Origin of the sequence: Klebsiella sp. KP20-425-1, from assembly GCF_025813515.1 — a bacterium.
In the GTDB taxonomy this organism is placed as follows: Bacteria; Pseudomonadota; Gammaproteobacteria; order Enterobacterales; family Enterobacteriaceae; genus Klebsiella; species Klebsiella pneumoniae.
The window spans coordinates 224,074-247,982 of record NZ_CP109614.1 but is presented as its reverse complement, the minus strand read 5'-3'; the positions used below and the strand labels follow the sequence as shown (position 1 = coordinate 247,982).

Here is a 23,909-nt window from a genome sequence, read left to right as displayed (position 1 = left end):
GCAGGTGTACATGCTAAAACTGATGACCTTTAATTTCAATGTTAGGTTTACTCTGTCGGTTTCGCTAGTAAACTTATTCAGTGTCAATCAGGGCGCACGAGGGATGCCGTGGATAATGTATTTACTTTGGGTATTTCATCATTATGGGATGAAGTGTGCCATATGCCGGTCGGCGGAGTATGGTGGCTCAACGTCGACCGTTATGCCGATGCCGTCAGCCTGTTTAATCAGACGCTGGCCGCGCAGGCGAAAAACAGCCACGTTGCCGCGCTGGTTATGGGAAACAAACCCAAGGATATCATTTCCTTAGATCATACTCACGGTCCGGATAATATCGCGCTGTTCACCCTGCCGAATCGCCCGCAGGCGCTGGAGGAAATACACCGCGATTTAGTCTGCTCCCTCGAACCTGGCAATTATTTGTTTATTCTGCTATGCGCTGAAAATGCCTGGCAAAATATAAATAATGAAAAGTTATGCGCCTGGGTAGAAAAGACCAGCCGCTGGGCGCAATATCACCGTTGCGCGTTCTTAGCGATCAATTCCGCGCAGGATATCGATCGGCAGCTGACTCCCTTATTACGTGAGTACCGCTCCCTTTCCGGACTGGCAAGTATTCGTTACCAGGGCGACCGGCATATCTTTGATATTGCCTGGTGGGGAAGCGATAAGGGTATCAGCGCCCAACAGCAGCTGATGGTGCAACATGATGACGCCGGCTGGCGATTAGCGCAGGACGCTGAAACCAGCGTGCAGCCGCGCAGCGACGAAAAAGCGATCCTCAGCCATGTGCGCGTGCTGGAAGGCGCCCCGCCGCTGTCGGAATACTGGACGCTGTTTGACACCAACGACGAGGTCTTCAACGCCGGGCGCACCGCGCAAGCGGCGACGATCCTCTTCTCCATTACCCAAAATACGCAAATTGAACAGCTGGGCCGCTATATTCATACCCTGCGTCGCCAGCGCGGTACGGCGCTGAAAATCATCGTCCGTGAACAAACCCCGAGCCTGCGCGCGACCGATGAGCGGCTACTGCTCAGCAGCGGCGCCAGCCTGGTGATCCCCAGCAGCGCATCGCTCTCCCGCTGCCTGACGCTAATCGAAAGCGTACAGAACCAAAAGTTCTCCCGCCATATCCCGGAAGATTTTGCCACCCTGCTGACCTGGAGCCAGCCGTTAAAGCTGCGCGGCTACCAGAAGTGGGATGCCTTCTGCGAAGCGGTGCACAACGTGATGACCAATACCCTGCTTCCACCCGACAGCAAAGGCGTGATGGTGGCCCTGCGCCCGGCGCCGGGGCTGCGCGTTGAGCAGGCGCTGACGTTATGCAAACCTAACCGGATGGGCGACATCATGACCATCGGCAATAACCGGCTGGTGCTGTTTTTGTCGTTTTGCCGGATCAATGACCTCGATACCGCGCTAAACCACATTTTCCCGCTGCCGACCGGCGATATTTTTTCTAACCGTATGGTGTGGTTTGAGGACAAGCAAATCCTCTCGGAAATCGTAATCATGCGCGGCGTCGAGCCGGCGCGCTGGAACACGCCGCTGCCTCTCTCGGTCGGTAAAAACGAGACCATTAACGCCACCCACGATGGACGCCACTGGCGACGCTACCCCGAACCACACCGGTTAACCACCCGCGAGGAGCAAGCCTGATGATGTCTCTCGCCGATATTCTGCAACTGGTGGTGCTCTGCGCCCTGCTGTTTTTTCCGCTGGGCTACCTGACGCGCCACTATCAGCGCCGGATCCGCACGACGTTAAGACTGATGTTCTTTAAACCCCGTTACGTGAAACCGGCAGGGGTATTACGCCGGGGAACAACGGTTAAGCAAGGCAAAGCGAACAAATGACAAATAAAAAAACGACCGCGGCACCGCTTCCGCTCTGGCAGTACTGGCGCGGCCTTGGCGGCTGGAACTTCTACTTTCTGGTCAAGTTTGCCCTGCTGTGGGCCGGGTATCTCAATTTCCATCCGATGCTGAACCTGGTATTTCTCGCCTTTCTGCTGGTGCCGATCCCGCGCGAAAAGCTACACCGTATCCGCCACTGGATCGCTATTCCGCTGGGATTCGCGCTGTTCTGGCACGATACCTGGCTGCCCGGGCCAGAGTCGATTTTTAGCCAGGGGTCGCAAATCGCCGGCTTCAGCGCCAGCTATATCTGGGATCTGATTGTCCGCTTTATCAACTGGAGCATGGTTGGCGCCTTCTTTGTTTTGCTGGTGCTATGGTTGTTTATCAGCCAGTGGCTGCGCGTCACCGTGTTTGTCTCGGCAATGGTCGTCTGGCTGGCGGTCAGCCCGCTGCTGCCGGCCTTTACCCTATGGCCCTCCGGTCAGCCCACCACGGCCGCCGCCACGACCGCACAGGCCAATACCGGGGCCAACGCCGCCGCTGGCGCCGCGTCCAGCCCCGCCAACAGCGATATTCCGCCGCAGACCGAGCCGCCGACCTCAGCCAACCTGACCAACTGGCTGAACGCTTTCTATGCCGCCGAGCAGAAGCGCAAGACGCCGTTCCCGGACCAGCTGCCGGCGGATGCGCAGCCGTTTGACCTGCTGGTGATCAACATCTGCTCCCTCTCCTGGTCGGATATTGAAGCCGCCGGTCTGATGGATCATCCGCTATGGAAGCACTTTGATATTGTCTTCAAAAACTTTAACTCCGCGACCTCCTACAGCGGCCCGGCGGCGGTGCGCCTGCTGCGCGCCAGCTGCGGCCAGCTGTCGCATACTAACCTGTATCAGCCGTCCGGCGCCGACTGCTACCTGTTTGAAAACCTGGCGAAGCTCGGCTTCAACCAGCAGCTGATGCTCGGCCATAACGGTCTGTTCGGCGACTTCCTGAAAGAGCTGCGTTCGCTGGGCGGTATGCAGAGTCCGCTGATGGACCAGACCGGCCTGCCGGTCAGCCTGCAGGCGTTTGACGGCTCCCCGGTGTATGAGGATCTGGCGGTCCTCAACCGCTGGCTGAAGACCGAAGAGGCCAGCAGCAATCCGCGGAACGCCACCTTCTATAACACCCTGCCGCTGCATGACGGCAACCACTTCCCGGGACAAAGCAAAACCGCAGACTACAAAGTGCGGGCGCAGAAGCTGTTTGATGACCTGGATAACTTCTTCACCGAGCTGGAGAAATCGGGGCGGAAAGTGATGGTGGTGGTGGTGCCGGAACACGGCGGCGCGCTGAAGGGCGATAAGATGCAGGTATCTGGCCTGCGCGATATTCCAAGCCCGTCGATCACTAACGTCCCGACGGCGGTGAAATTCTTCGGCATGAAGGCGCCGCATGAAGGGGCGCCGATTATCATCGATCAGCCCAGCAGTTATCTGGCGGTGTCGGAGCTGGTGGTGCGCGCCCTCGACGGCAAAATGTTCAGCGAGGACAGCGTCAACTGGCAGCAGTATGTCGCCAACCTGCCGCAGAGCGCGGCGGTGTCCGAGAACGCCAACGCCATCGTCATCCAGTATCAGGGCAAGCCTTATGTCCAGCTGAATGGCGGTAGCTGGGTGCCTTATCCGCAATAAGCGACAAGGCCGCCTATGTTGGCGGCCTTACATCGTGAGACGTTCCCATTCCACCTTCTCAGCCCGCAGGCATACGGGCGGGGAAGGCGGCAAATCAATCACCGTATTTAGCGCTGATCCTGTTTCGCCAGCCAGACCAACAGCTTGAGGCTGGCAGAGTAATAATCATCCTTGTCGTCAATCTGCGGCGCCTCCTGCGGTTCACCCAGCGTCAGATCGCGCACCGCCAACAGGCCGCCGGCCATATACCAGGGGGCCACCTCGTTGGTGCTGACGTTGATCCACGCCGGGGTTTGCAGGCGCGGGTAACTCTGCATCCAGGCCTTCCAGGGCGCGAGCAAGGCGCTGTGCGGATCGGCCCACGAGAGATACAGCGGGATACGGATCGCATCGAAACTCATCCGCGGCGGCCACTCTTTGGCTGGCAGCATCTTGCCATCCGCCCGCAGCGCCACCCAGTCGCTGGGTAGATGTGATTTCCCCCAGCCCATCTGCCCCAGCAGCGCCTGTCCGTCGCTCTGCAATGTCCGCCAGGCGGTGAGATGCGTCCGCTCCGCGAAGGCGCGCCAGGCCGGGAAGATGAAATAGGAAGGGTTAAGGTTCAGGTGATCATTGAGGTTGAACCCTTTCACGCCCGGGAGCATCACCTGGCGACCGGCGAAAGTCACCACCGTAGACTTCAGCAGGGCGGCGGTGATGGCGTCAGAGGCAATCGCATAGCGCTTATCCTGCCACTGCTTTTGCGCGCGCAGCAGCGCCCAGGCGATCAGGGTATCGCCATCGGAGGCGTTGTTTTTATCGGCGATAGGGTCCGGCGCCACCGGGTTATAGCGCCAGTAAAACAGCCCGTTAGACTTGTTGCGCAGGGTGTTGTCCGTCCACTGCCACAGCTTGTCGAACGCCGGACGATCGTTATTCGCCACCGCCAGGAGCATGGCGAAGCCCTGACCTTCCGTATGCGACACATTGCCATTGGCGGTATCAATGATACGACCATCCGGCATCATAAAACGGGCCTTATAGCGCTCCCAGGCCGTATCCGCCCACGCCCTGGGCACCAGCATCACTACCGTTGTCACTATCACCGCCACTAAAGCACGCAGGGGCATAAATTCACTCTTTATGGATGGTAGTAGAGAAACTGAACGTCAGAGACGGAGAACACCCGCTCACGCTGCAGTATCACGTGGGCACTGCCTCCCTGACTCTGCAGCCAGCGAGAATATAACCCCTCGAGTATGGCACAGAACGCGTTGCACCAGCGCACGCGCCCCGCTTCGTCGCGGCTGACCGGCAACGCCTGATGGCGCAGGCGCAGGCCGTCCTCACCGACATCGATGGTCACCACGCCCCAGTGAAAATGAGTCAGCAGCCGGTTGATATTGGCCTCCAGATCCCCCACCGTCTCCGACGCCGGCAGCGGATGGGTCTCCGCCAGCGAGGCGCCCATCTGACGCAGGAAGGGCTGGCTTTCCAGCTCGCCGGCATTATTTAGCATACCTTCGATCATAATAATCAACAGATCGAACCATCCGGCAGGCGTCTGCTGCTGCTGAAACCAGGTCATCACCACCGGGTTATTGTTCTCCGTCATCATCAATGATCTCCTAACATATAGCGAATATAGAGCCCGGCGGTGCTTTCGTTATAATCCCCGAAGGTGTCATAGCCAATCTGGCCCCCCAGGGTCATTTGTTTGTTGACCTTGTAATCCGCCCCGGCGCGCAGGGTATACCCTATGCCGCTCTTCGAGGTCGCGGAGTAGTAGGCTTCCTTGGCAAACCCATTGCTCACCGCCGTCTCCAGGGTCTGTTGCCACTCCGAATTGGTCGGGAAATAGGCGCTCTTATCCTGACTGTAAGACTGATAGCCCACCGAGCCGCCGAGCTTCATGGTCCAGTTATCATATTTCTCCGTCAGACTGACCGGCAGCGATACGCTGACGTAGTTTTGCGGACTAAAGTAGCCCCCCTGACCATAGGTGAAGTAGCTGAGGTTTTTGGAATAATCCATATAGCTCATGCTCAACCCGGCCTGCAGCTGGCGGTATTCGTCATGGTAGGGACGAAGATAGACCCCGGCATTGGCGTTGATACTGGTGTTGCTGGCGACGTTCTGCCCCAGATAGCTGTATCCACCGCCGCCGACATAGAAGCCCGCGTCGCCGTCGTCATAGCTCAGCTGCAGGGTGCCGCCGTTTTTCGTCACCTGCCCCCAGGTTTTCCCGGAATAGGCGTCTTTCAGACCCACGTAGGAAAGCAGGCTGTCGGTTAGCGAGCGGCGTTCGCCGGTGAGGATCAGCGACAGATAGTTGGTCAGCTTGGGCGACCATTTCACCCCGCCGACTACGGTATTAAGATCCTGGCCCAACGGCGTGCTGCCGATATCGACCCGGTAATCGTCACCGCTTAACGCCAGCGCCAGTTCGACGCCATTGGCCTTCTGCGAATCGGTCGAGCCGCTGGTCTGGTCAACGTTCGGCTTGCGGCTGGACGAAGAGAGATAGCTGGCCACCTGCCCCGCATCATAGCTCCCGAGCTTCGCCAGGTTTTCCATCCCGCTGCTGGTGGTCGGATTGAAATCTGCCGCGTTCAGGGTGCCGAGGCCGCTTAACGCCTCGGCCCCTGGATTGCTGGCGAAATAGGCCGTCCGCTCCGCCTCGGTCATCGAGGCGATCGCCGCCTGCTCGCTGGTGGCGGTACTCACCATGTTGGAGACCGCGTTAGCCAGCGGGTTGGCGCCGTAGCGACGCCAGGCGTCGCCGCTGGCGGTCCCGGCGTTCAACGACACCGGGGTGACGGTAAAGTCAAAGCGCGAGTCGCCAAACGGCGAGGATGACCAGGTCAGCGGCGTCCGGAGCTCCGTCAGCTTGCTGGTGCCCGATTCGCCGTCGCGTCCACGCACGTCCATTCCCCCCTGCAGCCAGCTGCCGGTTTTCTCCTGCAGCGACTCCATCATGGTGTCCACCTGACGCAGCATCCGCGTCTGGGCGGTGTCCACCGGCAGATCGGTCCGCTGGATCCCCGGCAGCGTGGAACCGGGCGCGGCGGCCGACTGGGCAACCTGCCACGGCATGTACTGCCCGTAGGCGGAGGCCGTCCGCGTCGGCGCCGACGTTTGCGACACGCCGATAAAGGGGTTATCCGCCGCCAGCACCCCGCCGACGGTCGGCGTTTCGCTACTGTTGGTGCTTTGCATGCCCAGCAGTTTGCCGCGGGCGCTGCGCAGATAGGTCATCGCCTGCTGATGATGTCCCTGGGCCTCCGCCACTCTCGCCAGCAGCAGCAGGCGATCCGGGGAGTTATCCTGGCGCAAACCGCCGGCCAGCTGTTCAGCGCGATCGTTGTTCCCTGCGGACAGCGCCACGTCGATGGCCCCGGCGCGCGCATCCTGGTTCGGCGTATCGCGCGTCATCAGGTAGTCATAGACCACCCCGGCCTCTTTGTTCATTTTGCCGCTCTGGTACAGCCGCGCCATGGCGAACATCAGATCGGTATTTTGCGGATCGCTTTGCATAGCGCGGATCAGCTTGTCATACGCCGCAGCGTAATTGCCCTGCTCGCGCAGGCGGTCGGCTTCGTTGATCACATAGCCATTGCGAATGCTCGCCAGCTGCGTCGGCGTACTGCTGGCCTGCAGCTGCGGATTGCTGATCAGGTTCTGCGCCTCGCCGGTCAGCCCGGCCTGATTCAGGACGGCGATCTGATCGGCGTAATCCCCGGCATTGCCGGATACGCCGCTGCTGATATTGTTGCGCACCAGCGAGACCGCGGTGGTCAGGTCGCCGCTCTCGGCCAGCAGACGCGCCAGCTTGCCGGCGTCCGCCGGGGCTTTTGGCGGCGTGGAGGCCATCGCCCGCAGGGTATTGCTGGCGGCGATGGTATTGCCCTGCGCCAGGTAGTTTTCGGCCGTCACCAACTGCAGGTTGTAGTTCACCCGCTGGCGCAAATCGCGCATGTCGCTGGTCTGGCTGCCGCCGGGAATGCGCGCCAGCAGCGTCTGCGCCTGCTGCCAGGCGCCGTTTTCGCTGGCAAACAGGGCGGCGGCATACAGCGCACTGTTGCTGGCGCCGGGGCGATAGGCCGCCGACATCAGCGAAGAGGCCTCGCTGCCGTTACCCGATTTTTGCAGCAGCCGGGCCAGGTCGAGGCGCAGCCAGGGATCGTCCGGATAGCGGGCGACGCCTTCGCGCAGAGTGGCAATGGCGCCGGCTGGGTTACCGCCGCTGACCTGCGCCTGGGCCTGACGGCGCAGGGCATCGCCCGGCATACCGGCCACCACCCGCGGCTGCAGTTTTTGCCGCAGGCTCTGCGGGAGCGTCTGCAGCATCGCCTGCGCCTCGGCGGATTTATTCTGCTCGCGCAGCACGTAATAGAGGTTTTCCCGCGCCGCCGCGTTCTGCGGATCGTCATTTAACAGTGAGCGCAGCGTTTGCTCCGCCTGGGGCAAATCTTTGTTGTGCCGCAGCACATCGGCGCGGAACAGCTTCGCCGAGGCGCCCTGCGCCCCGCTCTGCTGCGCCAACGGCGCGGAGAGCGCCAGCGCCTGGCTGATATTGCCCTGCTTATAGGCCTGCTGGGCCTGCGCCAGCTGGCCGTAGAACAGCGCATCGGCCGCCTGCTGACGACGGGTCGCCGAGGCGTCGCCGCCGAGGTCCGCGGCCCGGCTCAGATACTGCGACGCGGCCTGGTAGTCGCCGCTGCGCTGGGCGATATAGCCCATGCCCGCCAGCGCATCGGCATCCTGGGGGTTAGTCTGCAATACCTCTTCAAACTGCTGCTTCGCGGCGGCGGTATTGCCGCTGTTGAGATTGGCGTAGCCCTGGCCGCGCGCCTGACCGCTGCGCCGTTCGCGAAAGTAATTCTGAACTTCGCTGTCCTGGGGATGCCGCTGCATCCAGGTGTCGTAATACTGCTCATCCCCGGCCTGCGGGCCCAGCCAGAGCAGCGCCTGGCGCAAGCCGCTGTCCGCCTCTTTATTGCCGCTGGCCATCGGCTCGAGCAGGGCGATCCCTTCCCGGCGAGTCTCTTCCCGCCAGGTTAACGCTTTGCCCAACGCCACCCGCGGGGCGTTCTCCTGCGGATGCTGCGCCACGTACTGGCGCAGCTCGCTGATAGCCTGCGGATAGAGCGATTTGTCGCTGGCCATGGTCAGGTAATATTCCGCCGCCAGCCCGGCAGGCGGCGTATTGCCATTGAACATACTGCGCCAGGTCGCCAGCGCCCCGGGGATATTGCCTCCGCGCGCCTGCTGGCGGGCCAGGTTGAGCTGGCCCTGCGGCACCTGCGACATCTTTTTGGCGTTGTCCAGATCCTGTAGTCCCGGGCTGTCAGGGGCCGCTTTCGCCAGCCGCGCGCGCCACTGCGCCGCCGCCTGCATATCGCCGCCCTGCTGCGACCAGAGCGCCATCAGATACAGCGCCTGGGTGTTGTTGGCATCCACCGAGAGCACCTTCTGCAGGGACTCCATCGCCAGCTCGTCATGAGATTTCTCATGCCAGTAGTTGGCCTGAGCGAACAGCGCCTGTAGCGCCGCGTCGTTCCCCGACGCCAGCGCGCCGCCCGAGGCAGCGAGAGTCAACGCGCCGGTGAGGCAGAACGTGGTGAGCCGACGGGTGTTTTTCATCGTTATTATTATTTTTCTTTTCATTGGTTATCCCCCGAACCCAGACGCTTACGGGCGTGACGTTTAAACATCGCAGTCAGCGCCAGTCCCATTATCGAGGTGGCAATCAGCCCCAGCACCGCCAGGAAACCTGAGTGCTGGCTGGCATACCAGACCGCCATCATGTACCACGGCATCTGACCGCTGGGGAACGGCGTACTCACCTGGAAGCTGCGCACCCCGTTATCGCTGGTGATCACCGCGGTATCGCCGCGGATCCCGGCGTTAATGCGCGGCGAGTCCAGATCGGTCTTCAGTCGCGCCAGCTGGTCATCATTGCTGGCCAGCGCCACCACCACCAGGCGGGTGGAATTCCACGGCGAGCGATAGCTGATGAACCCGCGCCAGGCGCTGCTCGACGAAAAGTAGCGATCGGCGTCGAGGCTGGCGGAAGTCCAGTCGCCGGTGAGCCGGCGCTGGACTTTTTGCCACAGGTCTGGCTCGCGGACGCTCAGCACATTATCTACCGGGCGGTAGGGTGAGTCGGCCAGCAGGCTCTGGTTAAAGGCCTGCTGATCGAGAGCGGTGACCGCCAGCACATCACGTTCACGCAGCGACTGCAAATCCCCCCCGCCGGTGGGCATCCCGAGCACGACGCGGTTATTCGCCAGCGCGGTGCCGGTCGCGTTCCCGGAGCGTGCCGCCAGATTCAGCAGGGTCGCCACCTGGGTTTCAGACGGGTCCGCCGGCAGCAGAAGGGTCGTCTGCGAATAGTCCGCCAGCCGCGAGAAGGGGAACGAGGCGCCGACAAAGTAGGAGAGATTGGGCAACAGCGAGAAGTGACGCGTCTTGCTCAAATCGATCCAGGAGTCGTCAGTGATCCGGCTCTTGATATTGTTATTCAGCAGCACCGAACACGGAACATCGTCCTTTGGCACCACATTGAAGTACATCGACAGCTGGTTATCGCCGTAAATCAGGTAGGGCGCCAGCGGGATGGTAAAGCGCTCCTGGCGCGCATCGCCTCCGAGGTAGCGCCAGACTTTCTCCAGCGGCCCCTGCTTGTTCATCGGCAGGTTGTTGAGGAAGGTGCCGTTGAGCGTGACGCTCAGCAAGGACTTGTCCTCATTAATCCAGCTTTCCGACGGGAAGCGGTAGCCAACCTGTAGCGGAATGGTCTCTCCATCCCACAGATAGAGATCGGGCGCGGCGCGGAAGGCGATACGTAAAGGTTCGTGCCAGACGCCGCTGACGGTCGGGCTTTGATCCTTACGCAGCAGCTCGCTGAGCTTGACCGGACGATCGGTGGGGATCCAGCGCGGGGCATCATATGCTTTGCCAACCGGGATGGTCTGCGGTTCGACATCCAGCGTCGCGGTTTGCGGCGCAAAGTTGCCGCGGGTTAACCGCCAGGCGGCCATGCGCAGCGCCGTATCGTTTTTGCCGACAATCAGCAGCAGTTTATAGGCCGGATTGGCGGGGTTGGCGATGATGCGCAGCAGCGGCTTATCGGTTTCCGGCAGCATCATGCCGCCCACCTGCTCCCCCGGATGGCCAATCACGATGCCGTGGCGTTCCGGCAGACGGTCGCGCAGCGCGCTGAAGGCGATGCCGCGATAGTCCGCCTGGATACCCAGCCAGGAGGAGATCAGCGCCGCGGCGCTGAAGACGTCCGCCGACGGCTTGGCCCCATAGGCGACCGCAATGTCCGCCGGGGTCATCTGCATGCTGTCAAAGAAGGGCCGCGGGAAGTGGCTCAGGTCGTCGCTGATGTTCAGCTGCTGGCTTTCCCAACTGAAATGCGACGTGGGCAGCACCGTCACCCGCGACGTATCATGAATGTCACGCTGGCACTGCAGGGTATCGCCATCGTTGATCTTCACGCTCAGGTTATTGCTGGAGACCATCAGCGCGGGCGGAATATCCAGCTGATAATGGGAGACATCCTCGCCATCGGCGCCCAGCGGCAGCGTACCGAGCGGTTGACCGTTGAGCATCAGCTGCAGGGTGGCGTTGCGGCTCGCCATCTCCGGCGATACGCGAACGGCAAGGCTGAGCTGCGAATGGATCACCACCTGATCGGCAGGCAGGGTAAAGCTGACCCCCCCCTGTCGCTGGCCGCCGCTGAGGATAATCCCGTCCGGCATCCCCATCTGCGCCAGATTCAGATCGCCTCCCCAGACCGGAGCGACAGGAATGACCTCCGGCGCTGCCGTGCCGCTCACCGGCGGGGGTAAGTCCGGCATAACCGGCGCAGGGGCCGTCGCCGCCGCATCGCCGGCGGTGGCGGGGGCTGCCGGAGAGGCGCCCTCCTCTGGCGAGGCAGCCGGAGGTTCGTCGCCTGGCTCGCTGTCCGCCGCGTCGTTGAGCTGCGGGAAGCTCAGCGGGGCAGCGGAGCCGGAGCCCGGTTCTTCACTGTGTAGCGCAGGCGCAGAGAGCATCCCTGCCAGCAGCGCCAGCGTGGTTAATCGCTTCATAACGTCCCATCCTCCTGCGCCGTTTTCGCCACTGTTGCCCGATTGCGCTGGCTGCGACGGGTTTTCCACGTCAGCCAGAACAGTTCGAACACGCAGCGTAAAATGGTGAAGAAGGAGCGGAACGGGTTATCCTGCGGGCGCGGCGGATTAATCCACGCATCCGCGCGGGCCAGCACCACGCGCACCAGTTCACGGCGGCGCGAAAGCGGAATATCTTCATCAAACTTGAGGCGCAGGAAGCGCTCGTCAGAGGTGACCAGCTGGGCCGGGATCGAGATAGCCCCGGACTGCAGGATCAGCTCAATCTCTTCGATGTCATCCTCCAGATGGCGATTATCAGGCGCGACCACGCGGCAGCCGCCCATCGACAGGTCCGCGGTATGGCTGCGCGAGACGATGCCGCTGGCGTAATGGATCACCACCGGAATATCGACATCGATACGAATGGTTTTTCGCACCTGCCGCGTTTCGCGCGCCACGGCAATCGCCGCCAGCAGGAAGATCAGACTGTAGATCCCCCACCCGACGTTGAGGGCGATAACGTTGGGATCCGAGCCAAAATAGTCATGGCCAATCGCCCGGACGATGCCGACGATCACCCCCAGGGCCAGCAGGCAGGCCACCACCAGGTGCGGGCGCACCACGGTGAAATCGAAGTAGCCGACGTCAAGCAGCCCCCCCTTATCGGTAACGTTAAACTTGCCGCGTTTGGGGAAAATCATCGTCACCAGAGTCGGCAGCACCAGGTGGAAGGCCAGCACAATATCGTAGATCTCCCCCCAGAAGCTGTAGCGATAGCGGCCGTTCATTCGCGAACCAACGTAAATAGCGAGGAACAGGTGCGGCAGGGCATAGGAGACGATCAGGCTCGCCGACGAGTAGATAATATTGAGGTTAAACAGCAGGTAAGCCAGCGGGGCGGTGACAAACACCACCCTGGGCAGCGCGAACTGGTAGTAGAGCATGGCGCTGAGATAGCACAAGCGCTGCTGAAAAGTCAGCCCGCGGCCAAACAGCGGATTATCGACGCGGAAAATCTGCGTCATCCCGCGCGCCCAGCGGGTACGCTGGATGACGTGCACCACCAGGCGTTCAGTAGCGAGGCCTGCGGCCAGCGGGATATCGAGAAAGGCCGACTTCCACCCCAGACGCTGAAACTTCAGCGCCGTATGAGCATCTTCGGTCACCGTTTCGACGGCGAAACCGCCGATCTGCGCCAGCGCCTCGCGACGGATCACCGCGCAGGAGCCGCAGAAAAAGGTGGCGTTCCAGTTGTCGTTCCCCTGCTGAATCGGGCCATAGAACAACATCCCTTCGTTGGGAATGTTGCGTCCGACGGAGAGGTTACGTTCAAACGGGTCCGGGGAATAGAAGTAGTGCGGCGTCTGCACCAGAGCCAGCATCGGGTCTTTCAGGAAACCGCCGACGGTGGCCTGCAGGAAGACGCGCGTGGCGACGTGGTCGCAGTCGAAAACGCAGATAAGCTCCCCCTGAGTCAGGGTCAGCGCATGGTTAAGGTTCCCCGCTTTGGCGTGCTTGTTGTCATTGCGGGTGATATAGCCCACCCCAACGTCGGCGGCGAAGACGGCAAACTCGCTGCGCTTACCGTCATCCAGAAGATAGATTTTCATTTTATCTTTTGGATAATCAATGCATTGTGCCGCCAGGACGGTATCGCGCACTACCTCCAGCGGTTCGTTATAGCTCGGAATATAGATATCGACCGTCGGCCACTTACTCATATCATCCGGCAGCGGAACAATGCCGCGCTTCAGCGGCCAGACCGTCTGCAGATAGTTAAGCAGTAGCATCACCCAGATATAGACTTCCGCCAGAAAGAGTCCCATGCCGAGAATAGCTTCAATGGACGAGTTGAAGTGCAGGGTCTGCGTGAGGCGAAAATACATGTAACGGGTGGACATCAGCAGCGACGTGACGACCATAATGACCGATACGCTGCGGCGCTTGCTGAAGCCCATCAGAAAGAGAATACCGATACTTAACAGACCAAAAATATACTGCTTTTGGCTGTCCATCGGCGTGATCACCACCAGCACGGCGACCGGTGACAGCACCAGCGCCAGCAACCAAAAAAGAGACTTTTTCATTCAGCAGCCCTGCAAAAAGTTAACGCCCTGACATGCGTGGCTGGCTGTGCACCGTGCCATCGCCAATATGAATACCCAACAGCGAAGATATTTTTTTAGCCATGATTTCAATATCGAAGGCCGCTGCCGAGGAAGCGTTAAAGTCCAGGATCGACTTCTGCGAGGCATTGGCCTCCACCACGCTTTCATCACGATGGATCACGCCAAGCAGTCGCTCGCCCAGTTTCTCTTCCATCAGGCTGGTGACGTCCCGGCTGACCTGGCGACGGTTATCGCTTTGGTTAATGACGAAATAGTGCCCGTGCTTATGATTCAGCGCCGCGCCGGTCAGGCGCTGCTTTTCTACGTGCGCCAGGGTCGACATCGAGGCGGTATCCGCCAGCAGCGGGATAAGATGCAGGTCCGCCAGCCCCGTCAGCGCCTTTAGCGCGGGCGAAGGTCCAGGGGGCATATCGGCGATGGTGATAAGCCCGGGATAATTAAGCAGCGCGGACAGACCGCGCTGGAGGAAATGGTCATTATGGGTCAGTTGCTCATCAAACGCCTGACGCTGCGCCTCACTCACTTCGCCATATGGCAGGACGAAAATATTACTGCCGGCGCTCAACACGCACTGGCTCCAGTCGTGCAGCTCCAGCGCCTTCGCCACATAGCCCCGCTCATCGTTCAGCGGTACGCCAAAATGCAAACGCAGCGCGTTCTGGACATCAAAATCCAGCGCCAGAACTTTGCTGCCCGTCCGCGCCAGCGAATAGGCTAAATTGGCCGCCAGGGTCGTTTTCCCTACGCCGCCTTTCGGTGAACAGACGCAAATCAACGGCATGTCGCGATCCTTTCCAGAAGTGATTTCAAAGGCTGGTCTTTATTTTTCGCCACCGGCTCCGCGCTTTTCGCGGCGAACAGGTGGGCATAGTTCTCGGCGGCGGGCGCGGGTCGGGGGGCCATTCTCGGCGGCGGCGCCATGGCCGGTTCCGACGCCGGAATTGAAGGCGCAGGGGTCGGCGCAGGCTCCTGCCTGACCGGCTCCGGTGCGGCTGCGGCGGTCTCCACGACCGCCTGGGAAGTAGCAGGCGCGGCCGAAGCGGCAGACACAACAGGATCAGAGGTTGGCGCCGCTGCTACGGCCGCCTCTACCTGGCGGAACAGATCCGCGGGCACCGACTGCGGCAACGGCGCGGAGACCGAGCCTCCCAGCGCCAGAGAAGAGGATTTCTCGGCGCCGGGATTTAGCTGATTGAGGATCGCCCAGTCGCCGTGTTCCCGCGTGGCGGCTTGCGAAGAAAGATCCTGAAAGTTGAGGTTTTGCGTCCGCGTTTTTTCTTGAAAGCGCTGCAGATCATCATAATGGTTCATTGATAACCTCATGATTTTAAAAATTTCATATTAAGTTTGTTGTTATTTTCTGGGTATATTAAAAATATCGTGACGCTTCTGGGATGGCAGATAACGCGCCGATGGTGACGTACCAATACACACGATTGACAGGGTTATAATAGTTTAGAATTTGATTTTCGGGATGATTCCACGGCAGAAGTATCGCTACACTAACATTTCCCTTGCAGAAGGGTAGCCCCATTTTTTAGGTATGCGTACATCCTTACTTCCCGCAATCACCACGCTTCCCAGTCGTTTTTATATAAAAGTATTAGGTCATGATGAAATCATAGCGTCAGATCAGCGAAAGAATAAACCTGAACCATTTTAATTTCTCTTTAATTCTATAAAAATGGACTGAAAGGCTTATTTTTTCGGATAATCTACGAAGAATGCTCTGAGAGAGTGACATAAACTGCGGCAATATGCGTAAGCGCCAGGTTTTATCCACGGCGGGAGAGAAGCTCCCGGCCATGGGACCGGGAGCGCGCCATCAGGCGTGGGACTTTTGCGGATTCTCATCCTGGTCGACGGCAAAGCAGGCCACCAGCTGGCCGCCGTAATCCTTCAGCTGCGGCTGGAGCTGAGTGCAGGGGCCAAAGCGACGGCGACAGCGCGCGTTAAAGGCGCAGCCCGGTGGCGGATTTAGCGGGCTCGGCAGTTCGCCGGTCAGCTTGATCCGCTCGCGCCGGTCGTCTGGGTTCAGACGCGGCGTCGCCGACAGCAGCGCCTGGGTGTACGGATGACGCGGATTGTTGAAGATCTGGTCTTTGGTGCCCTTCTCCACGCAGCGGCCGAGATACATCACCATCACTTCATCGGCGATGTGCTCGACGACCGACAGGTCGTGGGAGATAAACACGTAGGACAGCCCTAAATCCTGCTGCAAATCCATCATCAGGTTCAGCACCTGGGCGCGTACCGAAACGTCCAGCGCGGAGACCGGCTCATCGGCAATCACCACATCTGGATCCAGCATCAGCCCGCGAGCAATAGCGATACGCTGACGCTGACCGCCGGAGAACATATGCGGGTAGCGATCGTAATGCTCGGTTTTCAGGCCCACTTTCGCCATCATCGCCAGCGCTTTTTCACGCCGCTGCTCTTTGCTCAGGCTGCTGTTAATCAGCAGCGGCTCCTCCAGAATCTGCCCCACTTTTTTACGCGGGTTCAGCGAACCATACGGGTTCTGGAACACAATCTGGATTTTTTGCCGCCGCAGCTTCTGCGCCTGCGGGTCGTGCTTAAGCAGATCCTGCCCCTGATAATAGAGCTCGCCGCCGGTGGGGATCTCAATCATCGTCAGCAGACGACCGAGGGTCGATTTGCCGCAGCCCGACTCCCCCACTACCGCCAGCGTTTTACCGCGCTCAAGGGTAAAGGAGACGCCGTCCAGCGCCTTCACCAGCCGTTCCGGGGCGAATAACCCCTTCTTCACCGGATAGTGTTTTTTCAGATCAATGGCCTGCAACAGCGGTTGTGGCGTGGCGGCCTTTTGCGTACTCATAATCCAGGCCTCCCGGCATCATCGAGTGGGTAGTGACATTTAGACTGGCGGCCGCCGGTCAGATCCGCGAGCGCCGGCTCTTCGCTACGGCATTTATCCGTGGCATAGGGGCAGCGCGGATTAAGCAGGCAGCCGTTGGGACGGTCATATTTCCCCGGCACCACGCCCGGCAGCGAGGCCAGACGCGCTTTATCCTGGGCGAATTCCGGCAGCGCGCGCAGCAGCGCCTGGGTATAAGGATGGCGCGGCGCGCGGAAGATATCTTTCGCGTCACCGGTCTCCACCACCTGACCCGCGTACATAACGATAATTTTATGCGCGGCTTCCGCCACCAGCGCCAGGTCGTGGGTGATCAGCACCAGCGCCATATTCTCCTGCTGCTGCAGATCCAGCAGTAGCTCAATGATTTGCGCCTGAATGGTCACGTCCAGCGCGGTGGTCGGTTCATCGGCAATCAGTAGTTTTGGCCGACAGGCAATCGCCATCGCGATCATCACACGCTGGCTCATGCCGCCGGAAAGCTGATGCGGATAGACGTCCAGCCGCGAGGCCGGATCGGGAATGCCCACCAGGTTCAGCAGGTCGATGGCCCGCTGGCGGCGGGTTTGCTTATTACCACCCTGATGGACCTTAATCGCTTCCATAATCTGGTAGCCGACGGTAAAGCACGGGTTGAGGCTGGTCATTGGATCCTGGAAGATCATCGCCACTTCCGCCCCCACCAGCTGGCGCCGCTCTTTTTCAGAGATGCGCTGCAGATCGCGGCCGTTAAATTCCAGTTTGTCCGCCATCACCCGGCCGGGATAGTCAATCAGCCCCATAATCGCCAGCGAGCTGACGGATTTACCGGAGCCGGACTCCCCGACGATACCGACCACTTCACCCTGCTTCACGCTATAGCTGATGCGGTCTACGGCGCGGAACGGCGCGTTTTCATCGCCGAAATGCACCGATAATTTATCTACATTCAATAACGCCATCTCGAACCTCTTACTGCTTCAGTTTGGGATCGAGCGCGTCACGCAGACCGTCACCCATCAGGTTAAATGCCAGCACCGTCAGCAGGATCGCCACGCCCGGGAAGGTGACTACCCACCAGGCGCTCTGCGCGAACTGCAACACGTCGGAAAGCATGGTGCCCCACTCCGGCGTCGGCGGCTGCGCGCCCATGCCGAGGAACCCCAGCGCTGCCATGTCGAGAATGGCGTTGGAAAAGCCCAGCGACGCCTGAACGATCAGCGGCGCGAGACAGTTAGGGAGAATATTAACGAACATCTGGCGCATCGCGCCGGCGCCCGCTACGCGGGAGGCGGTCACGTAGTCACGGTTGACCTCCACCAGCACCGCGGCGCGCGTGAGACGCACATAGTGCGGGAGCGCCACGAAGGTTAGCGCCAGCGAGGCGTTGACGATGGAGGGCCCGAAGATTGCCACCAGCACCAGCGCCAGCAGCAGACTCGGCAGCGCCAGCATAATATCGACGACGCGCATGATGATTGAGTCCACCACTCCGCCGAAATAGCCCGCCACCAGGCCGAGCACCACGCCGAGGATCAGCGACAGAACCACCACCAGGCAGCCCACCAGCAGCGACAGGCGGGCGCCGTACATCAGGCGCGACAGAATATCGCGGCCCACGTCGTCGGTGCCGAGCAGATGCGCCATGCTGCCGCCGTCCTGCCAGAACGGCGGCGCCAGCAGCGAATCACGGAACTGATCCGCCGGGTTATAGGGGGCGAGGAAGTTGGCGAATACCGCGATGACGATCATCACCACCACATATACCAGCCCGACGACCGCCCCTTTGTTGCGTTTGAAATAGTGCCAGAACTCCTGCAGCGGAGTCATGGGTACCGGCGCAGCGATAACTTTATTTTCAGTAACTTGTGACATGATGGCCCCTTACTTCTTATGCCGGATACGCGGGTTCACCACGCCGTACAGCAGGTCGACCAGCAGGTTGACGAGGATAATCATCGTCGCCACCAGCAGCACCCCGCCCTGCACCACCGGATAATCGCGACGCTGCAGCGCGTCGATCAGCCAGCGACCTAAACCAGGCCATGAGAAAATGGTTTCCGTCAGGATGGCGCCCGCCAGCAGGGTGCCCACCTGCAGACCAATCACCGTGACCACCGGCAGCATCGCGTTACGCAGCGCGTGGATCACGATCACCCGCATCCGGGTCAGGCCTTTGGCGCGCGCGGTACGGATATAGTCTTCGCCAAGCACTTCCAGCATCGACGAACGGGTCATACGCACGATCACCGCCAGCGGGATGGTGCCCAGCACGATAGCGGGCAGGATCATATGCATTAAGGCGTCAATAAAGTCGCCCTGCTCGCCCCAGATGGCGGTGTCGATCAGCATAAAGCCGGTCAGCGGCAGGGTATCGTCAAGGAACACCGTATCGCTGATGCGCCCGGAGACCGGCGTCAGGTTCAGCTGTACCGAAACCAGCATAATCAGCATCATGCCCCACCAGAAGATAGGCATTGAGTAGCCGGTCAGCGCCAGGCCCACCGCGGTGTGGTCAAAGATGGAGCCGCGTTTTACCGCAGCCAGCACGCCCACCGGAATGCCGACGGCGACGGCGAAGATCATCGCGCAGACGCCCAGCTCAAGGGTGGCTTTAAAGCGTGGGACAAACTCCTGCCACACGGGAATGCGGCTTTTCAGCGAGATGCCTAAATCGCCGTGCAGCACGCCCCAGATATAGTGGGCATATTGCTGCCACAGCGGCTTATCAAGGCCCATTTCGGCCAGCAGCTGCGCGTGACGTTCGGGGGAAATACCACGTTCGCCCGCCATAATCATCACCGGATCGCCGGGGATCATATGGACGAAGGCAAAGGTGAGAAGGGTGATACCGATAAATGTCGGGATGACTAGTCCCAGACGTCGGAGAATAAACTGCAACATAACCCGGATTCTCTCTAGTGACGCCCCGCCTGGCGACAGGGCGTCTGTATTGCTCACAAAAGCATTCCCCGGAATAGCGGGAATACGCCCCCCGCCTCTCCCACGCGGGGAGAGGGGGTCAGGCATCGTGCTTATTATTCGACAGAGACGTTATCGAAGTGGTGTTTGCCCAGCGGGTCCACCACATAGCCTTTGACTTCTTTACGCACCGGCTCATAGACGGTGGAGTGAGCAATGATCAGCGCCGGAGCCTGGTCATGCATCACTACCTGAGCCTGTTTGTACAGTTCAATACGCTTGTTGTGGTCGTCGGTAGCGCGGGCCGGCTGAATGAGATCTTCAAACGGCTTATAGCACCAGCGCGAGTAGTTGGAGCCGTCTTTCGCCGCGGCGCAGCTGAACAGGGTCGCGAAGAAGTTATCCGGATCCCCGTTGTCGCCGGTCCAGCCCATCATCACGCTCTGGTGCTCGCCCGCTTTCGCCCGCTTCAGATACTCGCCCCACTCGTAGGTGACGATCTTGGCCTGGACGCCAATCTTGGCCCAGTCAGCCTGAATCATCTCCGCCATGCGGCGGGCGTTCGGGTTGTACGGACGCTGTACCGGCATCGCCCACAGATCGATGGTGAAGCCTTTTTCCAGGCCCGCTTCTTTCAGCAGCTGCTTCGCCTTCTCCGGATCGTAGGTGTAGTCCTTAACGTCGTCGTTATAGCCCCACATGGTCGGCGGGATCAGGTTCTTCGCCGCCTGGCCTGCGCCCTGGTAAACCGCTTTGATGATCGCTTCTTTGTTGACCGCGTAGGTCAGCGCCTGACGTACTTTGACGTCGTCCAGCGGTTTCTTCTCGGTGTTAAAGGAGAGATAACCAACGTTCAGACCCGGCTGTTCCAGCAGGGTAATGTTCTTATCTTCCTTCATGCGCGCGATGTCCGCCGGGTTCGGGTACGGCATCACCTGGCACTCGTTTTTCTGCAGCTTGGCATAGCGCACGGAAGCGTCCGGGGTGATGGAGAAGACCAGACGATCGATCTTCGGCTTGGTACCCCAGTAGCCCGGGAAGGCTTTATACAGAATGCGGGAATCTTTCTGGTATTGCAGCAGCTGGAATGGGCCGGTACCGATAGGATTGAGATCCACTTTTTCCGGCGTGCCGGCTTTCAGCATGTTGTCAGCATACTCTTTCGAAAGAATGGAGGCGAAGTCCATGGCCAGATCAGCGAGGAACGGCGCTTCCGGACGGGTCAGGACGAACTGGACGGTATTATCGTCCACTTTCTTCACTTCGCTAATCAGGTCCGGTAAGCCCATCCCTTCAAAGTATTCATAGCTGCCGCCAGAAACTTTATGGTACGGGTTATTAGTATTCTTCTGGCGATCGAAGGAGAACACCACGTCATCGGCGTTCAGGTCACGGGTTGGTTTAAAGTCTTTATTATCCTGCCACTTCACACCCTGACGGAGGTGGAAAGTATAGGTTTTGCCATCCGCACTGACTTCCCATTTCTCAGCAAGTCCTGGAATAACTTCCGTCGTACCGGTTTTAAATTCGACCAGGCGGTTATAGATCGGTACGGAGCTGGCATCATAGGTGGTGCCAGAGGTGAAGAGCTGTGGGTTAAATCCTTCCGGCGAGCCTTCAGAACAATAAACCAGGGTTTTCGCTTGCACGCTGGCGGCGACGGTCATGGCGACCAGGCTCAGACCAAGCTTCAGCATCCCTGATTTCTTCAAGGAAATACTCATTATTCTGCTCCAAAATTGTGATGTTGTTTGCATATATCCGCCAGACCTTTATTTATTTTTTACCCGGTCCGGTCGGTGGTGCCCGAAGGCGTAGAGAGAGATGGGGATTCCTTTCGCAAAAACGACTGAGTTGCAGTACGGATTCTCCATGAAATGCCCCTCATGCCCTACAATCTGTCAACAGAATGGGGAAACGTCAATACAGCCAGCCGGGTTTTACATCCAGCGTGAGAAACGGCAGGCAAAGATTAAAAAAACTTCAGGACGCTATTTTCAGCAGAGAAATTTATGCTACTGGCAATTCAGCAGAATAAAGACCTTATTAATTTGCAACACCCAGTGGGAAACAATGCCAGCAAATGAGAAAAATTTCTTGCTGTGTGACCAATATGTGAGCGATTAATAGCGTGAACGTTAAAACGCACAGCGGAAAATGCTGCATTCAGCCATAAGCTTCGCGAAAAAAGATCTGTTCATCGATAAAAAAATGCAATGGAAGATGTCACAAAATAGCGAATAGCCGGCTGAAAACGTGAGTAAAGACGTTTATTGTGATTTTGGTGGTATTTTTGGCCAGTTGTGCACTGATGATGCCCGGCGGCGCTGCGCTTGCGCGGGCCTACGAAACGCGAGTCGAACCTCCTGCCCCCGGAGGTTCTCATCCTCACTGGCCTCAGATGCAAAAAAGCCTGCTCATTGAGCAGGCTTTTCGAATTTGGTCGGTGATAGAGGATGACTCACCACTTCGTGGCTCGCCCTGCGGGCCGTTGCTGACGCAACGTTCTCTCGCTTCGCTCGAGTCGAACCTCCTGCCCCCGGAGGTTCTCATCCTCACTGGCCTCAGATGCAAAAAAGCCTGCTCATTGAGCAGGCTTTTCGAATTTGGTCGGTGATAGAGGATTCGAACCTCCGACCCCTTCGTCCCGAACGAAGTGCGCTACCAGGCTGCGCCAATCACCGAATGCGGGGCGCATCTTACTGCTGGGATGCCTACCCGTCAATGCCTTATTTTCAAAAAATCGCTCAACCGGCGAGAAACTCAGCAGCCTGAGCAGCGAATCGCCGGTTGCTCAACGTTTTTAGCGGCAGTTGACCTCAAACGTTTTGCGATACTCGGATACCTTACATGTCACCGGCTCGCCGAGATAGGTTGCGCCCGCCGGGGTGAATGTAAACTCTCCCAGTAGCATCGTCAGCTCCCCCAGCTCCGGGCAGGATTGCTGATGACGCATAATATCCGGGCGGGTATCGTTATTCACCGCCCGGGCGATGTCGCTGTATGCCAGCTTGTCAGCAAAGGCATTAGCACAAAACTGCAGTTCGCTTTGCGCCATATGCGCGGCCTGCCCCTTCAGCTCGGCATGCTGTGCCAGCAGCAGCTGGCGAACCTCGCCGGCCCGGCTGTAGCCAATCGCCGTATAGCCGGCCTTATTGCTGAGGTTGACGCTGGCGCCAGCCGCAAGCAGCGCCTCGACATTGGCTTTATTATTCATTTTGACCGCCAGCATCAGCGGGCTGAGATCGTTGGCGGAAAGCTGGTCCACCTTTGCGCCGCGCTGCGCCAGCGCCGCGATCACCGCAGGCGCCCCCTGACCCGCCGCCACCTGCAGCGCCGTGAGTCCTTCACGGTTCGGCTTATCCACTTCCCCCCCGGAGGCCGACAGCGCCAGCACCAGATCTGGATCATCCCCCGCCGCCGCCAGCATCAGCGGTGTGGTGCCGGATTTATCCGCCAGGCTGGTGTCCGCCCCGGCGTTGGCCAACGTCGTGATGGTTTCCGCCGATCGCGCGTGATCGACAGCGAGGAAAAAGGCCGATTCCCCGGACACGTTGACGGCCTTCACGTCCGCGCCGTGCTTGAGGAGCAGCGCCACTATCTCGTCGACGTTCTTCTTAAACGCGCCGGGCGCCAGTTGTAACGCCATGTCTTCGGTCATCAGCGCGCGATTGCCCGTCGCCAGCGATTTCGCCGCCGTTGCGCCAACTATCTTGTCCAGCGTACTCTCCTCTTCGACAGGCGCATCGGGCTTTTTCATCGCCAGAATATGCTGATAGTCGTTTCTGACGTCCCCGCCGTCGGAGATGGCGGACATCAATGCCGTACTCTTGTCGATGGAGGTCTGATTCACCGACGCTCCCGCCTGGAGAAGATCGCCGATAATCGCGGTATCGCTGCCACGCGCCGCCGCCAGCATTAGCGCCGTGACGCCCTGGCGCGTCTGGAGGTTCGGCTTCGCCCGACGCTTAAGCAGCAATTCCACCACATCGCGTCGATTTTCCGCAGCAGCGACCATCAGGCCGCTTAAGCCGGTTTTATCCTGACCATCCACATCAATGCCGTTATCCAGCATGGCTGCGATCGTCGCTGGCGCATCGTATTTACAGGCCAGCAGGAACTGGCTGGTCTCTTCCTCAGACTGGCAGCCCGCGAGCATCATCAGGCACAGTAGGACCAACCCCTTTATCACCTTCATCCTTTCTCTCCATGAAAAGTTCATGCACAGGGGAAGCGAGGAAACAGGGGTAATCAAAGAAGAAGAGGTCACCTGCCAGACACGTCCACTGTGCGAAAAAAATCCCTCGCGCGGCGTCAGCCGGCGAGGGATTAGCTTATCCTGGGCTCAGGAAAGGAAAACAGAC

General features: G+C 59.5%; 16 protein-coding genes, 1 tRNA gene, 1 other RNA gene and 1 pseudogene. 3 read left to right on the top strand and 16 right to left on the bottom strand.

The window, feature by feature from the left end:
* Positions 1 to 108: 108 nt before the first annotated feature.
* From bcsE to bcsG, 3 genes are read left to right on the top strand one after another with little or no spacing between them, the layout of a single operon-like run.
* Positions 109 to 1,662, top strand: coding sequence for a cellulose biosynthesis protein BcsE (gene bcsE / locus OHJ17_RS01170; RefSeq protein ID WP_002921516.1), 1,554 nt, complete (start codon positions 109 to 111; stop codon positions 1,660 to 1,662).
* Positions 1,662 to 1,859 (top strand): cellulose biosynthesis protein BcsF, encoded by a 198-nt coding sequence (gene bcsF, locus OHJ17_RS01165; protein WP_002921518.1) that lies wholly within the window; start codon positions 1,662 to 1,664, stop codon positions 1,857 to 1,859. Before bcsE ends, bcsF begins: the two co-directional genes overlap by 1 nt.
* Positions 1,856 to 3,535, top strand: coding sequence for a cellulose biosynthesis protein BcsG (bcsG, locus tag OHJ17_RS01160; RefSeq protein ID WP_004173944.1), 1,680 nt, complete (start codon positions 1,856 to 1,858; stop codon positions 3,533 to 3,535). Before bcsF ends, bcsG begins: the two co-directional genes overlap by 4 nt.
* Before the next feature lie 107 nt (positions 3,536 to 3,642).
* Here bcsG and OHJ17_RS01155 read toward each other — a convergent pair whose 3' ends face one another.
* The 16 genes and pseudogenes from OHJ17_RS01155 to OHJ17_RS01080 form a co-directional block, all read right to left on the bottom strand.
* Positions 3,643 to 4,644: a glycosyl hydrolase family 8 gene (locus OHJ17_RS01155; RefSeq protein ID WP_002921526.1), complete on the bottom strand. Its 1,002-nt coding sequence runs from the start codon at positions 4,642 to 4,644 to the stop codon at positions 3,643 to 3,645.
* 11 nt (positions 4,645 to 4,655) lie between these two features.
* On the bottom strand, positions 4,656 to 5,132 hold the full coding sequence (gene bcsD, locus OHJ17_RS01150; protein ID WP_002921529.1) for a cellulose biosynthesis protein BcsD: 477 nt from the start codon (positions 5,130 to 5,132) through the stop codon (positions 4,656 to 4,658).
* Complete coding sequence (locus OHJ17_RS01145) at positions 5,132 to 9,184, bottom strand: cellulose biosynthesis protein BcsC (protein WP_032433673.1); 4,053 nt, start codon at positions 9,182 to 9,184, stop codon at positions 5,132 to 5,134. The genes bcsD and OHJ17_RS01145 overlap by 1 nt, the downstream gene beginning before the upstream one ends.
* Positions 9,181 to 11,616 carry a cellulose biosynthesis cyclic di-GMP-binding regulatory protein BcsB gene (bcsB, locus tag OHJ17_RS01140; RefSeq protein ID WP_004889350.1) on the bottom strand — a complete coding sequence of 812 codons (2,436 nt, stop codon included), beginning with the start codon at positions 11,614 to 11,616 and terminating at the stop codon, positions 9,181 to 9,183. The genes OHJ17_RS01145 and bcsB overlap by 4 nt, the downstream gene beginning before the upstream one ends.
* The gene (gene bcsA, locus OHJ17_RS01135) at positions 11,613 to 13,724 is read right to left on the bottom strand and encodes a UDP-forming cellulose synthase catalytic subunit (RefSeq protein WP_004186066.1); all 2,112 of its coding nucleotides are present in this window, start codon (positions 13,722 to 13,724) and stop codon (positions 11,613 to 11,615) included. The genes bcsB and bcsA overlap by 4 nt, the downstream gene beginning before the upstream one ends.
* A gap of 19 nt (positions 13,725 to 13,743) precedes the next feature.
* A pseudogene (locus tag OHJ17_RS01130) lies at positions 13,744 to 14,536 on the bottom strand (cellulose synthase operon protein YhjQ/BcsQ).
* A gap of 1 nt (position 14,537) precedes the next feature.
* Complete coding sequence (locus tag OHJ17_RS01125) at positions 14,538 to 15,077, bottom strand: cellulose biosynthesis protein BcsO (RefSeq protein ID WP_032413113.1); 540 nt, start codon at positions 15,075 to 15,077, stop codon at positions 14,538 to 14,540.
* A 316-nt stretch (positions 15,078 to 15,393) separates the two neighbouring features.
* Positions 15,394 to 15,573, bottom strand: a complete 180-nt coding sequence (locus OHJ17_RS01120) for a hypothetical protein (RefSeq protein ID WP_032413114.1) — start codon at positions 15,571 to 15,573, stop codon at positions 15,394 to 15,396.
* Between the two features lie 18 nt (positions 15,574 to 15,591).
* The gene (gene dppF / locus OHJ17_RS01115; RefSeq protein WP_002921784.1) at positions 15,592 to 16,605 is read right to left on the bottom strand and encodes a dipeptide ABC transporter ATP-binding subunit DppF; all 1,014 of its coding nucleotides are present in this window, start codon (positions 16,603 to 16,605) and stop codon (positions 15,592 to 15,594) included.
* Positions 16,602 to 17,585 (bottom strand): dipeptide ABC transporter ATP-binding protein, encoded by a 984-nt coding sequence (dppD, locus tag OHJ17_RS01110; protein WP_002921785.1) that lies wholly within the window; start codon positions 17,583 to 17,585, stop codon positions 16,602 to 16,604. Before dppD ends, dppF begins: the two co-directional genes overlap by 4 nt.
* Positions 17,586 to 17,595: 10 nt before the next feature.
* Entirely contained in the window at positions 17,596 to 18,498 is a 903-nt protein-coding gene (gene dppC / locus OHJ17_RS01105) for a dipeptide ABC transporter permease DppC (RefSeq protein ID WP_004145207.1), read from the bottom strand.
* 9 nt (positions 18,499 to 18,507) lie between these two features.
* Positions 18,508 to 19,527 carry a dipeptide ABC transporter permease DppB gene (gene dppB, locus OHJ17_RS01100; protein WP_002921786.1) on the bottom strand — a complete coding sequence of 340 codons (1,020 nt, stop codon included), beginning with the start codon at positions 19,525 to 19,527 and terminating at the stop codon, positions 18,508 to 18,510.
* A 134-nt stretch (positions 19,528 to 19,661) separates the two neighbouring features.
* The gene (gene dppA, locus OHJ17_RS01095; RefSeq protein WP_002921789.1) at positions 19,662 to 21,269 is read right to left on the bottom strand and encodes a dipeptide ABC transporter periplasmic-binding protein DppA; all 1,608 of its coding nucleotides are present in this window, start codon (positions 21,267 to 21,269) and stop codon (positions 19,662 to 19,664) included.
* 716 nt (positions 21,270 to 21,985) lie between these two features.
* Positions 21,986 to 22,119, bottom strand: a non-coding RNA gene (locus OHJ17_RS01090) — RtT sRNA.
* A gap of 33 nt (positions 22,120 to 22,152) precedes the next feature.
* Positions 22,153 to 22,229 (bottom strand) — tRNA-Pro (locus OHJ17_RS01085).
* Positions 22,230 to 22,348: 119 nt separating this feature from the next.
* Positions 22,349 to 23,743 (bottom strand): ankyrin repeat domain-containing protein, encoded by a 1,395-nt coding sequence (locus OHJ17_RS01080; RefSeq protein ID WP_250949997.1) that lies wholly within the window; start codon positions 23,741 to 23,743, stop codon positions 22,349 to 22,351.
* Positions 23,744 to 23,909 lie beyond the last annotated feature (166 nt).

Coding starts and splice junctions, on each gene's coding strand:
- bcsG (WP_004173944.1), top strand. CDS start 1,856: ATGACAAATAAAAAAACGACCGCGGCACCGCTTCCGCTCTGGCAGTAC.
- OHJ17_RS01125 (WP_032413113.1), bottom strand. CDS start 15,077: ATGAACCATTATGATGATCTGCAGCGCTTTCAAGAAAAAACGCGGACG.
- bcsB (WP_004889350.1), bottom strand. CDS start 11,616: ATGAAGCGATTAACCACGCTGGCGCTGCTGGCAGGGATGCTCTCTGCG.
- dppB (WP_002921786.1), bottom strand. CDS start 19,527: ATGTTGCAGTTTATTCTCCGACGTCTGGGACTAGTCATCCCGACATTT.
- dppA (WP_002921789.1), bottom strand. CDS start 21,269: ATGAGTATTTCCTTGAAGAAATCAGGGATGCTGAAGCTTGGTCTGAGC.
- OHJ17_RS01080 (WP_250949997.1), bottom strand. CDS start 23,743: ATGAAGGTGATAAAGGGGTTGGTCCTACTGTGCCTGATGATGCTCGCG.
- dppC (WP_004145207.1), bottom strand. CDS start 18,498: ATGTCACAAGTTACTGAAAATAAAGTTATCGCTGCGCCGGTACCCATG.
- bcsF (WP_002921518.1), top strand. CDS start 1,662: ATGATGTCTCTCGCCGATATTCTGCAACTGGTGGTGCTCTGCGCCCTG.
- OHJ17_RS01145 (WP_032433673.1), bottom strand. CDS start 9,184: ATGAAAAGAAAAATAATAATAACGATGAAAAACACCCGTCGGCTCACC.
- OHJ17_RS01155 (WP_002921526.1), bottom strand. CDS start 4,644: ATGCCCCTGCGTGCTTTAGTGGCGGTGATAGTGACAACGGTAGTGATG.
- dppF (WP_002921784.1), bottom strand. CDS start 16,605: ATGAGTACGCAAAAGGCCGCCACGCCACAACCGCTGTTGCAGGCCATT.
- bcsD (WP_002921529.1), bottom strand. CDS start 5,132: ATGATGACGGAGAACAATAACCCGGTGGTGATGACCTGGTTTCAGCAG.
- bcsA (WP_004186066.1), bottom strand. CDS start 13,724: ATGAAAAAGTCTCTTTTTTGGTTGCTGGCGCTGGTGCTGTCACCGGTC.
- dppD (WP_002921785.1), bottom strand. CDS start 17,585: ATGGCGTTATTGAATGTAGATAAATTATCGGTGCATTTCGGCGATGAA.
- OHJ17_RS01120 (WP_032413114.1), bottom strand. CDS start 15,573: ATGGCCGGGAGCTTCTCTCCCGCCGTGGATAAAACCTGGCGCTTACGC.